13 protein-coding genes are annotated in these 14,860 nt (G+C 45.3%); 10 read left to right on the forward strand and 3 right to left on the reverse strand.

Annotation, left to right across the window (positions count from 1 at the left end):
- Positions 1-72 precede the first annotated feature (72 nt).
- The 3 genes from BTO10_RS09780 (at position 73) to dnaJ (ending at position 5,163) form a co-directional block, all read left to right on the forward strand.
- Positions 73-1,347 (forward strand): dicarboxylate/amino acid:cation symporter, encoded by a 1,275-nt coding sequence (locus tag BTO10_RS09780; RefSeq protein WP_004737574.1) that lies wholly within the window; start codon positions 73-75, stop codon positions 1,345-1,347.
- Positions 1,348-1,819: 472 nt separating this feature from the next.
- The gene (dnaK, locus tag BTO10_RS09790) at positions 1,820-3,733 is read left to right on the forward strand and encodes a molecular chaperone DnaK (RefSeq protein WP_004737576.1); all 1,914 of its coding nucleotides are present in this window, start codon (positions 1,820-1,822) and stop codon (positions 3,731-3,733) included.
- Positions 3,734-4,017: 284 nt separating this feature from the next.
- Positions 4,018-5,163, forward strand: coding sequence for a molecular chaperone DnaJ (dnaJ, locus tag BTO10_RS09795; protein WP_105024414.1), 1,146 nt, complete (start codon positions 4,018-4,020; stop codon positions 5,161-5,163).
- Between the two features lie 141 nt (positions 5,164-5,304).
- Here dnaJ and BTO10_RS09800 read toward each other — a convergent pair whose 3' ends face one another.
- Positions 5,305-5,736: a type IV pilin protein gene (locus tag BTO10_RS09800; protein ID WP_004737578.1), complete on the reverse strand. Its 432-nt coding sequence runs from the start codon at positions 5,734-5,736 to the stop codon at positions 5,305-5,307.
- Positions 5,737-5,838: 102 nt separating this feature from the next.
- Here BTO10_RS09800 and BTO10_RS09805 point away from each other — a divergent pair, with 102 nt between their 5' ends.
- The 7 genes from BTO10_RS09805 (at position 5,839) to tadA (ending at position 12,754) form a co-directional block, all read left to right on the forward strand.
- Complete coding sequence (locus tag BTO10_RS09805) at positions 5,839-6,345, forward strand: GspH/FimT family pseudopilin (protein ID WP_105024415.1); 507 nt, start codon at positions 5,839-5,841, stop codon at positions 6,343-6,345.
- Complete coding sequence (locus BTO10_RS09810; protein ID WP_105024416.1) at positions 6,326-6,958, forward strand: PilW family protein; 633 nt, start codon at positions 6,326-6,328, stop codon at positions 6,956-6,958. The genes BTO10_RS09805 and BTO10_RS09810 overlap by 20 nt, the downstream gene beginning before the upstream one ends.
- Entirely contained in the window at positions 6,955-8,295 is a 1,341-nt protein-coding gene (locus BTO10_RS09815) for a hypothetical protein (protein ID WP_105024417.1), read from the forward strand. The genes BTO10_RS09810 and BTO10_RS09815 overlap by 4 nt, the downstream gene beginning before the upstream one ends.
- Positions 8,285-8,734, forward strand: coding sequence for a type IV pilus modification PilV family protein (locus BTO10_RS09820; protein WP_004737582.1), 450 nt, complete (start codon positions 8,285-8,287; stop codon positions 8,732-8,734). Before BTO10_RS09815 ends, BTO10_RS09820 begins: the two co-directional genes overlap by 11 nt.
- 295 nt (positions 8,735-9,029) lie before the next feature.
- Positions 9,030-10,592: an AbgT family transporter gene (locus BTO10_RS09825; protein ID WP_105024418.1), complete on the forward strand. Its 1,563-nt coding sequence runs from the start codon at positions 9,030-9,032 to the stop codon at positions 10,590-10,592.
- 197 nt (positions 10,593-10,789) lie between these two features.
- Entirely contained in the window at positions 10,790-12,079 is a 1,290-nt protein-coding gene (locus BTO10_RS09830) for a hemolysin family protein (protein WP_105024419.1), read from the forward strand.
- Between the two features lie 126 nt (positions 12,080-12,205).
- Positions 12,206-12,754 (forward strand): tRNA adenosine(34) deaminase TadA, encoded by a 549-nt coding sequence (gene tadA / locus BTO10_RS09835; RefSeq protein ID WP_004737585.1) that lies wholly within the window; start codon positions 12,206-12,208, stop codon positions 12,752-12,754.
- A gap of 59 nt (positions 12,755-12,813) precedes the next feature.
- On the opposite strand, the gene BTO10_RS23720 is transcribed toward tadA, so the two are convergent.
- Entirely contained in the window at positions 12,814-12,945 is a 132-nt protein-coding gene (locus tag BTO10_RS23720; RefSeq protein ID WP_004737586.1) for a hypothetical protein, read from the reverse strand.
- Between the two features lie 314 nt (positions 12,946-13,259).
- Positions 13,260-14,828 carry a membrane-bound lytic murein transglycosylase MltF gene (mltF, locus tag BTO10_RS09840; RefSeq protein ID WP_105024420.1) on the reverse strand — a complete coding sequence of 523 codons (1,569 nt, stop codon included), beginning with the start codon at positions 14,826-14,828 and terminating at the stop codon, positions 13,260-13,262.
- Positions 14,829-14,860: the final 32 nt, after the last annotated feature.

Consider the following 14,860-nt stretch of genomic DNA (forward strand, 5'->3'; position numbering starts at 1 on the left):
CATATAGCGATATTACTCGCATATACAACTATAAAAGTACAAATTTTAAACACAACAAACTGGAGAAGAACGATGGATAAATCGCTCTCAAGTAAGATTTTTGTAGGCCTGTTTGTCGGCCTGATTATTGGTACTGCTATTCAGTACCTATTCAGCGGAATCGCTATTTTTGACACTTACCTACTTGGTGCTGCAGAAGGCGCTGGTGGTATGTTCGTATCACTTATCAAGTTGCTAGTAGTGCCTCTTGTATATGTATCTATTGTTTGCGGTATCGTTGAACTAAAAGATATCCGTTCATTTGGTCGTCTTGGTGGTAAAACCTTTGGTCTTTACATTATTAACACCATCATCGCGATCTCAGCTGCTCTAACGATTGGTCTTATCTTCCAACCTGGTGCGGGTGCAAACCTAGCAGGTACGGTTTCTGAGACGATTGCACTTACAACAACAGAAACACCTGACATCTTCTCTCTTGTTGTGAACATCGTTCCTAGCAACCCAGTACAAGCATTCGCAAGCGGCGACATGCTACAAATCATCTTCATGGCGATTCTAACTGGTCTTGCAATTCAAGCGCTTGATTCTCGTGGTGGCCCAGCTATCAAGACGTTCAAGATGGCTAACGAAATCATGATGAAGCTTATCGGCCTAGTAATGAGCCTTGCGCCATACGGTGTATTCGCTCTGATGATTCAACTAGGTGCAACACTGGATGCAAACACGCTAATGTCAGTAGCTGGCTACGTAGCGCTTGTTGTTGCAATGCTTGTGTTCTGGATCTTCTTCTTCTACCCAATGATGGTTGGTTCATTCACTGGTATTTCTCCAAAGCAGTTCCTACGTGCAACTCGTGAGCAGGTTCTATTCTCACTATCTACTGCAAGTTCGAACGCGACTATCCCAGTAACAATGCGCACCCTTACTGACAAGCTAAACGTATCTAAATCAGTAGCGGGCTTCGGTGTACCACTAGGTGCAACAATGAACATGTCTGGTGTATCTATCTATATCGCACTAGCAACTATGTTCGTAGCAAACGCATTTGGTCAGCCAATCAACACTGCTGATATCTTCACTCTAGGTCTAACTATTCTGCTACTGTCTATCGGTGCTGGTGGTGTTCCAGGTGGCGGTGTAGTAATGGTAGGTGTTCTATTGCACCAACTAGGTCTACCACCAGAAGGTCTAGCTATCGTTGCTGCTGTTGACCGTATCTGTGACATGTTCTGTACTTCTTCAAACGTAGTGGGTGACACAGCGGTAAACACTATCGTTGCTAAATCTGAAAACGAAATCGGCGTTGAAGCAGACGAAGAAGTTGAACTGAAGAAAGCAGAAGCTTAATTAAAAGTTCTTCCTTCTATAGACAATGTCTATGTAGAAAGTCTTGATTGAAAACGGAGCCCAAGTGGCTCCGTTTTTTATTGAATGATAAAGATAGATATTATTTGGAGTACTGTGGGGACAAGCATGGTGCGTTGAATTTTTTCTTCGCCTTGATGGTTAGCCATAAGGCTTTTACAAACAGCACCAGATATTATCCACACAAGGTAAAACGGGGCTTTTGAATCGAATAACGGGTTTAATGGTGTGTTAATGATATGCATTCTTACCTAATCATTCTTTTTATTAAAATAAATGTAAAAAAATCCGTTTTTACCCTTGAAAAGGTATCGTGAGCCCTTATCTATGGTGCATACGAAAGCAAATTGTATTTGCACTTTAATTTTGTGTATTAGGGTTGAATCTCTAATTACCACCCCCACATCAGTGGGTATAGCAAAAACTTAATAGAATATATTTCGGAGATAGCCTGATGGGTAAAATCATTGGTATTGATTTAGGTACTACTAACTCTTGTGTTGCTGTTCTTGACGGCGACAAACCACGCGTAATCGAAAATGCTGAAGGCGAACGTACAACAGCATCAGTAATCGCATACACAGAAGGCGAGACGCTAGTTGGTCAACCTGCAAAACGTCAAGCTGTTACTAACCCTCAAAACACACTGTTCGCTATCAAGCGTCTAATCGGTCGTCGTTTTGAAGATGAAGAAGTTCAACGCGATATCGAAATCATGCCTTTCAACATTGTTAAGGCTGACAACGGTGATGCATGGGTAGAAGCGCAAGGCCAAAAAATGGCTGCTCCTCAAGTATCTGCTGAAGTTCTTAAGAAAATGAAGAAAACAGCTGAAGACTTCCTAGGCGAAGAAGTAACTGGCGCAGTTGTAACTGTTCCTGCTTACTTTAACGATGCTCAACGTCAAGCAACTAAAGACGCTGGCCGTATCGCTGGTCTAGATGTTAAACGTATCATCAACGAACCAACTGCTGCTGCTCTAGCTTACGGTCTAGACAAGCAAGGCGGTGATCGCACTATCGCTGTATACGACCTTGGTGGTGGTACATTCGATATCTCTATCATCGAAATCGATGAAGTGGAAGGCGAGAAGACTTTCGAAGTTCTTTCAACTAACGGTGACACTCACCTAGGTGGTGAAGATTTCGATAACCGCATGATCAACTACCTAGTAGATGAGTTCAAGAAAGAGCAAGGTATCGACCTTAAAACTGATCCACTAGCAATGCAGCGTGTTAAAGAAGCAGCAGAAAAAGCGAAAATCGAGCTTTCTTCTACTACTCAAACTGACGTAAACCTACCTTACGTTACTGCTGATGCGACTGGTCCTAAGCACATGAACATCAAAGTGACTCGTGCGAAGCTTGAGTCTCTAGTTGAAGACCTAGTACAACGTTCTCTTGAGCCACTAAAAGTTGCTCTAGCGGATGCTGACCTATCTGTAGGCGAAATCACTGACGTTATCCTAGTTGGTGGTCAAACTCGTATGCCTATGGTTCAAGCTAAAGTTGCTGAGTTCTTCGGTAAAGAAGCTCGTAAAGACGTAAACCCTGACGAAGCAGTAGCAATGGGTGCTGCAGTTCAAGGTGGTGTACTAGCTGGTGACGTTAAAGACGTACTACTTCTAGACGTTACTCCTCTATCTTTCGGTATCGAAACGATGGGCGGCGTAATGACTAAGCTAATCGAGAAAAACACAACTATCCCAACAAAAGCGGATCAAGTGTTCTCTACAGCTGAAGACAACCAAAGCGCGGTAACTATCCACGTACTACAAGGTGAGCGTAAGCAAGCGACTTACAACAAGTCTCTTGGTCAGTTCAACCTAGAAGGTATCCAACCTGCACCACGTGGCATGCCACAAATCGAAGTAACTTTCGACCTAGATGCTGACGGTATCCTAAACGTATCTGCGAAAGATAAAGCGACTGGTAAAGAGCAGAAGATCACTATCCAAGCATCAGGCGGCCTGTCTGAGGAAGAGATCGAAGCAATGGTACAAGAAGCAGAAGCTAACAAAGAAGCGGACAAGAAGTTCGAAGAGCTAGTAACTGCACGTAACCAAGCTGACCAAATGATTCACGGTACTAAGAAGCAAGTAGAAGAAGCTGGTGAAGCTCTACCTGCAGACGAGAAAGAGAAGATTGAAGCAGCTATCGCGGCACTAGAAGAAGTTAAGTCTGGTGACGACAAAGAAGCTATCGACGCTAAAGTTCAAGAACTTATGCAAGCAGCTCAGAAGCTAATGGAAATCGCTCAACAACAAGCTCAAGCACAGCAAGCTGGCGCTGAAGCGGGTGAGCAACCTAAGCAAGACGACGACGTAGTTGATGCTGAGTTTGAAGAAGTTAAAGACGACAAAAAATAATTTCGTCGCAGAGTAGCCTGATTTCGTTGTCGGAAGTGCTCACCTACTAGCGAAGGCTGCGCGCTTCCTCCTAGAACTCAAGCTATCTGCTTAGAAATTTGTCTCGAAGACTTATTAATACGGGCGTCAGAGGTAACTCTCACGCCCGTAAATTTGTATTTAGACTTGTCGATCTAGATAATAGCTTTATTCGGTGATTTAGCCGGCAGAACTTTTATCTAGATTGATACACAGACTACTGAAGTTACTTTTCGGTAGTAGCAATTATTTTGGTGACCTAGAACATGTCAAAACGTGATTTTTACGAAGTATTAGGCGTAAGCCGCGATGCATCAGAGCGCGATATTAAAAAAGCGTACAAGCGCTTAGCAATGAAATTCCACCCGGACCGTAACCAGGGTGATGAGAGCGCAGCGGACAAATTTAAAGAAGTAAAAGTAGCGTACGAGATCCTAACCGATCCTCAAAAGAAAGCAGCTTACGACCAATACGGCCACGCAGCTTTTGAACAAGGCGGCATGGGTGGCGGCGGCGGTTTCGGCGGCAGTCAAGGTGACTTCGGCGATATCTTCGGTGACGTATTTGGCGACATCTTCGGCGGCGGTCGTCGTGGTGGCGGTCAACAACGTGCACAACGTGGTTCAGACCTACGTTACAACATGGAACTGACGCTTGAAGAAGCGGTTCGTGGCGTATCTAAAGAGATTGAAGTACCAACACTGGTTGAATGTGACACTTGTGATGGTAGCGGTGCGAAGAAAGGCTCTTCTGCGCAAACTTGTGGTACTTGTCATGGCCACGGCCAAGTACAAATGCGTCAAGGTTTCTTCGCGGTTCAGCAGACTTGTCCTACTTGTAACGGTAAAGGCAAGATCATCAAAGACCCATGTAACTCTTGTCACGGTCAAGGCCGTAAGCAGAAGACGAAAACACTTAACGTTAAGATCCCTGCTGGTGTTGATACTGGCGACCGTATTCGTCTATCTGGCGAAGGTGAAGCTGGAGAGCAAGGCGCTCCAGCTGGCGACCTATACGTACAAGTTCACGTAAAAGAGCACAACATCTTCGAACGTGACGGCAACAACCTTTACTGCGAAGTACCAGTAAGCTTCTCTATGGCTGCTCTAGGTGGTGAAGTTGAAGTACCAACACTGGATGGTCGTGTAAACCTTAAAGTGCCAGAAGAGACACAAACGGGCCGTATGTTCCGTATGCGTGGCAAAGGCGTGAAAGGTGTTCGTGGCGGCGGTGTGGGTGACCTAATCGTTAAGCTAGTGGTTGAGACGCCAGTTAAGCTAAGCTCTCGCCAGAAAGAACTTCTACGTGAGTTTGAAGAGACATGTGGCGGCGAAGCGGCAAGCAAGCATAAGCCTAAGTCTGAAGGTTTCTTCAGCGGCGTTAAAAACTTCTTCGATGACCTAACTAAGTAATTAGATTATTGAAATATTAAGTTATCGATACTTTAACTTAATGACGAAAATAGAAAGCCTGCTCTTGTAGCAGGCTTTTTTGTATCTGTAGAAAAGAGGAAAGATAAAGGAGGTCACACATGGCTTGAGTGGCTTACCTCATTATTTCCAACACGCTTCTGGCTCTGAGATACCAGAGTGGTGTAACTCCAAAATATCAGTCGTTGAGTCTAAGCAGTCATCGTTAGTTTGTGGGGCGTGCGGCTCAGCTTGAATAGTATAGGTGGTGCTGCTTGCTGAGATAGCGAGCGTGTATCGGCTTGTATCGGTATCGCAAAAACTGCATGTCCCGGCGGAAATAATCCCTTGGGCTGCGGATGCATAATCGCCCGTATATAGGGTTTCCATCTCTAATTGTATCTTGGTCATGTCGGCCAACGCGGTGACACGATGCGCCTTCATGACATGGTTGGTGTAACTCGGGTAGGCGATTGCCCCAAGTATTCCCACGATGACCACAGCCAGCAATAACTCGATCAATGTCATCCCTCTCATGCTTGTGTTGTTGCTGTTGCATATATTTTTTCGAATCATCGCGAGTAGTTTCCTTTCATAACCCAGTACATTCTTCTCCGGTGGTAGCATCGCTGCAAGATTAAATACGGTTACGCACTGAATTACATAGGAATTTGGGAAATGACTCGCGGGTTTACTTTATTAGAGCTGTTAATAACGGTATCGGCACTGTCGATACTGATAGCGACGGCTGCCCCGAGTTTTAGTTCGGTGATTCAATCCGTCAAGATGCAGCGGTTGGCAGGTGAATTCAATGGTTTCTTGATTCAGGCTAAGTCTGAATCGGTGAAAAGGAATCAGGATCTCTGGGTGCATTTCTCTACCGCAAAAAATGAAGTGCAATCGACTGGTGATTGGACGGTATGGTTGAAGCCGACGGAAGATCTCACTGGAGAAACTTTGCTGCAGTTGTCGGGTGAACCATTTCGCGATGTCGCGTTTTCTCACAACTACACAGGGGAAAGAATCAGCTTTGAGAGTGTCAGGGGGAGACCAGCCAGAGGCACGATCTACCTTTCTCCTAATGCATCTTCAACCGACCGTTTATTGATTAAATTATCTAGCCCTCCTGGGCGCATAAAAGTGTGTGGTGAGTCGAGTGCGCAGTATGGCTATGATGCGTGTTAAACCTGTCGTGGTAGGACTCAGCAAGCAACAAGGTACTTCATTGGTTGAGTTAATGGTGGCCTCTGTGATTGGTATCTTCGCTATCTCGATTATCGGAAGTGTCTTTATTACAGGGCAGAGAATAGCCAAGGACAAAGGCATTGAGTTACTGCTGCTACAAAACCTAACCAGCACCATACAAGTGATGAAAGAAGATATCCAACGAGCGGGTTATGACGGCTCAAACGGATACTCAATCAAGTTGTCTGGTGCAAGCAATACGATTCAAGTGAGTGGAAGCGTTGCGGTCGGCTTTGTTTATTTCAGAGAGGGTTCTAGCGACAATAAAAACCACCGCAATATTGTTTACCAAAAAAACGGCACCAAGCTGCAAATATGTGAGAAGGGCACCATGGTATCAGAGGCGATACCCACGTTTGAACAGGTGACAGGCTGCTATTCATTGTTTGATGACACGATTATTGATGTCGATGAGTTCAACATTACGTCTCGGGTATTAGAGCAGAACTCGATAAAGAGCACGCTCACAGATATCAGTATAACCGCATCAATTCCAACTGCAGCGGTGACCAAGTCGGTGTCTGTTTCTATTAAACAGAGGAATTGGCAATGAGGAATTATGCAAAGCAGCATGGCGTAGTGACTTTGTTGATTACATCGGTGCTTTTGCTTGGAGCCTTAGTTGTGACGTTAGGCTCCTATCGAAGCATTTTCCATCAGATGAAAGTGGCTCAAAATGAAGTTCAAGGCAGGCAATCACATTGGCGATCGGAAGGTGGACTGGAGTGTACTTACGCTTATCTACTTGAATTAGATAAAAGTGTTACCGACATTCAAGATGTCAGTACTCGCCCAGCAGACTTTGCTGGCTGGTGTTCCCCCTATCAAAACCTACCTCAAATCGATATATCGAGTACAGCTAGCTCTAGTACATATTTGGTGAAGTCCTCTTCGAGCACCAACTCCCTTTATAAGACGATAAGAGAGCGCTCCCAGTTAGGCACGGGGGCAATACAGTCGACAGGACCAATAGAGATAGTTGGTACGTTAAGTCTCAAGCCAACAGCGAAAGAAGAGCCAATCAGTGGTAATGAATATGAGTGTGTCAGTGTCTCTTTTGCCGACCTGTTTACTTATCAATATGATGCTACTCACGGTGATTCAGCGCAGGTATTGGGGGTAGAAGTAAAGGACCCTGCAGCTGATGGACCCTTTTCTGGCTTTGATGGCGTTTGTCATAGCGATTATAAAACGGGGATCCCGAAAGGCACTTCCGGTAGTTCTTATTCGATCTATGCCCCTGATTATTATCAAGGAACCAACCCACCTCCGTTCAAGAAAGACTTTAATCCAGATCCTAATATGAATCCGTTTTACACCTTCTTTGGCATGGCTAGAACGGAACAAAACATTCTCGACCTGTCGCAAGATACGGACTTGTTTAAGCATGTTCAGCTATTGAATGCGACGGAGTGTGGTCCTGAGATCATGGACCACTTTACGATAGGTCAAACCAAAGGGTTGTGGATTGAAGGTAACTGTCACATCAATGCGGCGGTAGCAGCTGCAAATAACCCCTCTCAACTTCTCGTGATTCAAGATGGTGTGCTCGCATTGAATGGCGCTATGACCTATAACGGGGTGATTTATCACTTGGTTGATTACCAAAAGAGCCATGTGAAAACGCGAGTCGATAACTTCTGGAACTCGCTTGCGGCTAACAACGTGTTTGCGCCTTTTATCAAAGACATCGATGAGGCTAGCGTGATTAAAAAGAGTGTCGGGATTCAGTTTGCCTCTGGTTTACCTTCTGGTGGCCTTATCTTTGATTCTCCCTCGGGAGTGACGACCATTGTGGGGGATATGGACATGGATTTCCGTGCGGATTCGAACCCAAGTGACCCGCCTTCGGCGTACCAATGGCAGCGAGGTTCGTGGAATGATTTCTAAGAATTCGGGCTTCAGTTTACTAGAGGTACTTATCTCTTTTCTGCTGATTGGCGTTGCGTCGTTAGGGCTGGTTAAATTACAGGTGTATGCGGAACAAAAATCGGATCATGCGCTCCAAAGTGTCGAAGCTTTGCATTTTGCAGAAAGGCAGATGGAGTATTATCGAACTCGCGCTTTCAATGTTAGTGGGGCGGTTGGGCTTATTCCTTTTGAGGAACTAAATCAGTCGAGTTACTGTCTCAACATCGCGAGTTCAGATCCGTTATCCGGTTTATCGGGTTCTGCATATTCGATGACATGTGAAGTCACTAATGCGAGCGGAGCCTTATCTGGCGCCCTCAAAAACATTATTGTCACAATTGCATGGCAAGATCGTATGAACCGTACGCAAAGTATTTACCTCGAAACTATGCTCTCCAAATACAGTGAGTTTGACTGATCCCTAAGCAAACGTTTACTGCATGCCAAGGCTTACGCCACTCCTTTTACTGACAACTTTCACTCCTCGGACATTGTTTAATTACTGGTTAAATCCATGTATATGGAATGGTGTTTTTTTGTTTTTATATTGTTGTAGTTGATGGTATTTTTGCAAAATATATCTCCATTTATGGAATTTAAGGTGGAATATTGTGCTTTTTATGGGGGCTTTTAATAGAATATGTGTTGTACCAATAGGCCGTGGTAAAAACTTATATTAGTCCTAAACAAACAACATCACATATGGAGTTACAATGAGTAACCAAGCCGTAAAAAAAGCACCATCGACTGACAAGATCAGTGGAATGGATCGCTTTCTAAACTTCATTGAACGCGCTGGCAACAAAATTCCAGATCCAGCAATCCTGTTCTTCTGGGCTCTAGTTATCGTATGGGTAGCATCTGCACTTTTGTCGAATCTTTCATTCGATCTAATCAACCCTCAAACGGGTGCTGCTCTAGAAGTAAATAACCTACTGACTGGTGAAGCGCTTGCTAGCTTCCTAGCGAATATGGTTACTACGTTCACAGGCTTCGCACCACTAGGCATCGTACTTGTTGCTATGCTAGGTGTTGGCGTTGCAGACTCTTCTGGCTTCATTACGACTGGCCTTAAGAAGATGCTGAACTTCACGCCAGCTAAGCTACTTACGCCAATGCTAATCTTGGTTGCTATCGTGTCTCACACAGCAGCTGATGCCGGTTACGTTCTAGTAATCCCTCTTGGCGGTATCATATTCCATGCTGCGGGTCGTAACCCTCTAGCGGGTATTGCAGCAGCATTTGCTGGTGTATCAGGTGGTTTCTCTGCGAACTTCATTCCTTCAGGTATCGACCCACTACTAGCTGGTTTCACGCAAACAGCAGCAAACGTTCTTGACCCTGAATACGTGATTAACCCTCTAGCGAACATCTTCTTTACTGGCCTATCTTCAGTTCTTATTGTTGCTATCGGTTGGTACGTAACTGAGAAGATCATCGAACCTCGCCTAGCGAACACGCCAGTTGATGAAGATGCTGAAGAAGCACCTGATCTAGGTACGTTCACTGCAATCGAATCAAAAGCATTCAAATACGCAGGTTGGGCAATGGTTGCTGGTATTGGTCTGCTTGTTGCGGCTCTAATCCCTGAGAACTCTGCGCTGCGTTCTCCTGAAGGTGAGCTAACAGCATTCTCTGCACCAGTTATGAAGTCTATCGTTCCTCTGATCTTCATCCTGTTCATCATCCCAGGTATCGTTTACGGCCGTGTAGCGGGTACATTTAAGAACAGCAATGATGTAATCAAGGCGATGTCTGAGACAATGGCTACGATGGGCGCATACATTGTAATGTCGTTCTTCTGTGCACAATTCCTATCAGCATTCGGTCAATCAAACATCGGTACTATGCTGGCACTTTACGGTGCTGAAGGCCTGAAAGCGATGGACCTTCCTGGTGAAGCGACAATCGTTGGTATGATTCTACTAACGGCTTCAGTTAACCTTCTTGTTGGTTCTGCATCGGCTAAGTGGGCACTTATCGGTCCAATCCTAGTTCCAATGCTAATGGTTGTGGGTATCTCTCCTGAGCTATCTCAAGCGGCTTACCGTGTTGGTGACTCTGTGTCTAACATCATCTCTCCACTAATGGTGTTCTTCCCACTGGTTGTTGTTTACTGCCAACGCTACGTTAAGTCTACAGGTATCGGTACTCTAGCTTCTCTAATGATGCCATTCTCGATTGCAATGCTAATCGGTTGGTCTATCTTCCTGCTAGCTTACTGGGCTCTTGGTATCCCACTAGGTATCCAAGCACCTTACACTTACACAATGTAAGATTGAACTAAGCAAAATTAAGCTTTATTCATTATCAAGCCCGCACCGAAATGTGCGGGCTTTTTTTGTTACTTTTTCGCTCTCTTTTTCGATGATTTTTATATCCAAAAGTTTTTATATCAAAAAGCTGGCTAGTCAGCTTATACTCCGGATTACGGCTAATTGTTGGCCGGTAAAATTAGGAAATCCAAAACATCATGAAAATTCTGCTTCTGGTAGGGTTAATTGTTTTAAATGGTCTGTTTGCCATGTCTGAGATTGCATTGGTAGCAGCAAAAAATAGTCGGCTGAAACGTTTGGCCGAAAAGCACCGTTCTGCTCAGATCGCACTTGAGCTTAAAGAAAATCCAACTCGCTTCCTCTCAACCATCCAAATCGGTATTACGGTCATAGGCCTGCTCAGCGGTATCGTGGGCGAGGCAACGCTATCTGCACCATTAGCCGTTCAACTTGAACAGTGGGGCATGGATGCAACGCAAGCGAATGTCCTGTCTACCGCAGTCGTCGTTGTTGGTATTACTTACTTTGCCATTGTTGTTGGTGAACTCGTACCAAAACGCTTTGCTCAATCTCAAGCGGAAACTATTGCCGTGTTGGTCGCTATGCCAATCTATTGGTTATCTAAAATCGCGACGCCGTTTGTTTTTGCTTTGTCTGCTTCAACGGAAAGTATTCTTAAGTTGATGGGCCGAGGTGGTGAAGAAGACAGCGTGACTGAAGACGATATTCATGCACTTGTTAAAGAGGGCTCTGACTCCGGTGTTATTGAGCGTGGCGAGCAAGAGATGATTCGTAATATCTTGCAGCTTGATGACCGCTTGGTGAGCTCGTTGATGACGCCACGTCGAGACATCGATTTTCTGGATGTTGACCAACCTGTTGAGAACATCTTGAAGCAGCTCCGTTCATCGAAGCACAGCGTATTCCCTCTGTGCCAAGACCATCTAAATAAGGTGGTGGGCACTGTATCGGCCAAGGCTTTATTGAATCAGGCGGGGAATTTAAGTATTCAAGTGATCATGGGGCTGTCTAAATCGCCGATCTATGTACCTGAATCGATGAAGGCACTGCGCTTACTTGGCTACTTTAAAGAGTCGGGTACAGAGATGGCATTCATTGTCGATGAGTATGGTGATGTTCAAGGCCTTGTGACTCATTACGATATTCTAGAAGCGATTGCCGGAGAGTTATCAAACAACCCGAACGACCTTTGGACTGAGTCTTTGCCCGATGGTTTGCTGGTGGATGGATTAATCCCGATCAGCGAACTGAAAAACCGCTTGGAGCTTTCAGAGTTAGAAGGTGAAAGCGAGGGCTTCCAAACTCTAAACGGACTCATCACATGGCTGCTAGGTCGCTTGCCTGGTACGGGAGAGATCGTTGAGTGTCAGCAGTGGCAGTTTGAGATTATCTCGGTTGAGAACAATCGTATTGTGAGCGTGAAAGCGACGCAAATCGTCAATGAGTTGCTTGAAGCCGAGAGCTAGACCGACAGTTAATCATCCAGTCCATGGTTATTGATGGGCATCTCTTTGTTGTCCATCATCACTAAGATTAGGTATGCTTCATCGCATACCTTTTTTATTTCTATTGTTTGCTTTTTGGAGTCCCCTTTGTCAGACCATCAATTTACCCCTCAAGATGAAATCTTCATGCGACGTGCCATCGAGGTGGCCAAACAAGCGGAGAGTGAGGGAGAGGTACCTGTTGGTGCTGTGCTGGTAAAAGATGGTGAGATTATCTCTGAAGGGTGGAACCGTTCGATTGGCAGCCATGACGCAACAGCGCACGCTGAAGTGGAAACCTTGCGTAAAGCGGGGCAGGTTCTGGAAAATTATCGACTGCTTGATACCACCTTGTATGTCACGCTTGAACCATGCCCTATGTGTGCGGGTGCCTTGTTACATAGCCGAGTGAAGCGCATTGTTTTTGGCGCGCCAGATCTAAAAGCAGGTGCAGCAGGGACGGTGTTGAACTTGTTTGAAAGCCAAGCTTCTTACCACTATGCCGATGTTGAACACGGCCTATTAGAGGATGAGTGTCGCGAGCAACTACAGGCGTTTTTTAAGCGTCGTCGAAAAGAGATAAAAGAGAAGCGAAAGCAAGAGCGTTTGTTGGAAGAGCAGCAGCTAGAGGCAGATAAGGCTCGTAAAAAGAAATAGCAGCAAGTTGAGGGCACTCTCATCGTTAGAGTGCCAAACAAATTTACTGGCCTTAGTGTTTACTCGGCAAGCATCTGCATGAAAGCACGGTTGCGCCAAATGATCTTCTTTTTGTTATTTGAAAGCATACGCTTACGACGGTTTGCAGCCACTGTCTTATCAAGGCGTTTCGATTTCAGTTTCTTCATCATTTCAATGATTTCCTATTGGTTGTCTGACTGTGTCGTTTGGACTAACGATTTAATTATAGTGTGATTCGTCTGTTTGTTCTGTCGCGCAGAGGCTGACATAGAAGAGCAACTTTAGTCTCAAGCCTCTAACTTCGACCAGTGGCCTAGTGCAACAGAACGCTAATCTTGATTGTGGTGTGTCGTTATAAGGGGCGATTGTTACTGTAATATGACACTGCCTTTATCACCGCTTTTTATCCGCACCTCTCCTTTGTGTAAGCGATAGAAAACGCAATAAAAAAGAGCAATGCTGGAAGGCATTGCTCTTTTGATTTTTATTTCGAAGACTCAGAACCGCTTACTGTCGATTCTGCAGCGCTGATGCTGGACTCAGCCCCAGAAGTCTCTAAAGGTGGAATAACGATCAACCCTTCAAGACTCTCTTCTTGTTCTTTATTACGTTTATTTACATGGCCGATGATGCTTTGGTAATAACGGCGAATGTTCTCTACGTAGTTTCTAGCTTCATCACCACGGGCATAACCATAGCGAGTTTGGCTGTAGTATTTCTTCTGTCTTAGTAGAGGTAGCCTGTCTTTTACATCACCCCAAGCATCAGGATCTCCGCCTTGCGCTTTGGTTAAGCGGCGTGCGTCCATCATGTGTCCGTAACCGACGTTGTATGAAGCGAGTGCAAACCAGATCTTTTCGTGTTGCGTGATTGAATCTGGTACTCGGTTCACGATACGACGCAGGTATTCAACACCACCTTGTACCGACTGTTTCGGGTCAAGACGGTTGGTCACACCAACGCTCTTTGCTGTCGGCAGTGTCAGCATCATCATGCCACGAACACCGGTTGGTGAGCGTGCGACTGGGTTCCAGTGTGACTCTTGATAAGCAAGTGCAGCAATCAAGCGCCAGTCAAACTCTTGCGAATACTTCTGAAACAGTGGCGACCATTTTGGTAGCTTACTGTCTAGCGCACGGATAAAGGCACGAGTATCAACGTAATCAAAAGTGCCAATATGACCGATGTACTTTTCTTCTAGCGAAGCGAGTTCGCCAGACTGTTTTAGATTACCGAAGAACTCAATCAGCAACGCGTAAAGGCTTTCATCTTCAGACTTCTCTAAGTACCAAGAGATAGGTTGGTCTTCCGTCAGCTCAAACGCCAATGCTACGTCTGGGTATAAACGTTGTGCTAGCGATAGTTCGATAGAGTCTGCAACCGTAAATAAGCGTTCGCCTGTTGATACTTCTTTTAGCAGATCATTGATATCAGCATTGCCAACTGCATCGTAGATGAAGTCCTGGTGCGTGTTCTGTAATTGCTTAAGTGTTGGCTCGAAGTGCGAGTCTTTGACCACGACTAAAGAGGGAGTCAGAGTCTCGTTAGGTGACGCGTCTTCTGATTCAGCTTGCGCTTTGATGAATTTAGCCTGGCGGTCGTTTTCAAACTTGATCAGTTGATCTAGGTTTCTTGGGCGCCATTGGCCTTTTTTGTACACCACCTGTTGGCTTACATAGTAATAAGCAGGCGCTGCACGATAAGCACGTGTCAGTTTGTTGTTTTGCGTTAACCCCGTAGCGATAAGGTCAATCTCGCCTTTCTTTAAAGCAGGGAATAGGCCAGATAGACGGTAAGCCGGTTTAACCTCAAGCTTAACCCCTAGCTCTTGTGCAAACTCACGAGCCAATTCGTAATCGAGACCCGCAGGGCCATCAGGACCAATGTAATAAGAGAGTTGGTTATTCAGAGTACCGACACGAAGCACGCCACGCTCTCGTATCTGCTCGAGGACACTTTTAGGCTCAGACTCAATCTGGCATGCGGTTAGCCCAAACAGAGCAATAACCAGCAGAAAGGACTTAGACAAAAAGATGAGAGAAAATTTAGGCATCAAAATGAAATCTCGAAAAGTGGAAGCCCCTT

This window comes from Vibrio chagasii, from assembly GCF_002954585.1.
Lineage (GTDB): Bacteria > Pseudomonadota > Gammaproteobacteria > Enterobacterales > Vibrionaceae > Vibrio > Vibrio chagasii_A.

Excerpts from the sequence above, each read along its gene's own strand:
- BTO10_RS09780 (WP_004737574.1), top strand. The coding sequence starts at position 73 with ATGGATAAATCGCTCTCAAGTAAGATTTTTGTAGGCCTGTTTGTCGGC.
- dnaK (WP_004737576.1), top strand. The coding sequence starts at position 1,820 with ATGGGTAAAATCATTGGTATTGATTTAGGTACTACTAACTCTTGTGTT.
- dnaJ (WP_105024414.1), top strand. The coding sequence starts at position 4,018 with ATGTCAAAACGTGATTTTTACGAAGTATTAGGCGTAAGCCGCGATGCA.
- BTO10_RS09800 (WP_004737578.1), bottom strand. The coding sequence starts at position 5,736 with ATGATTCGAAAAAATATATGCAACAGCAACAACACAAGCATGAGAGGG.
- BTO10_RS09805 (WP_105024415.1), top strand. The coding sequence starts at position 5,839 with ATGACTCGCGGGTTTACTTTATTAGAGCTGTTAATAACGGTATCGGCA.
- BTO10_RS09810 (WP_105024416.1), top strand. The coding sequence starts at position 6,326 with ATGGCTATGATGCGTGTTAAACCTGTCGTGGTAGGACTCAGCAAGCAA.
- BTO10_RS09815 (WP_105024417.1), top strand. The coding sequence starts at position 6,955 with ATGAGGAATTATGCAAAGCAGCATGGCGTAGTGACTTTGTTGATTACA.
- BTO10_RS09820 (WP_004737582.1), top strand. The coding sequence starts at position 8,285 with ATGATTTCTAAGAATTCGGGCTTCAGTTTACTAGAGGTACTTATCTCT.
- BTO10_RS09825 (WP_105024418.1), top strand. The coding sequence starts at position 9,030 with ATGAGTAACCAAGCCGTAAAAAAAGCACCATCGACTGACAAGATCAGT.
- BTO10_RS09830 (WP_105024419.1), top strand. The coding sequence starts at position 10,790 with ATGAAAATTCTGCTTCTGGTAGGGTTAATTGTTTTAAATGGTCTGTTT.
- BTO10_RS23720 (WP_004737586.1), bottom strand. The coding sequence starts at position 12,945 with ATGATGAAGAAACTGAAATCGAAACGCCTTGATAAGACAGTGGCTGCA.
- mltF (WP_105024420.1), bottom strand. The coding sequence starts at position 14,828 with ATGCCTAAATTTTCTCTCATCTTTTTGTCTAAGTCCTTTCTGCTGGTT.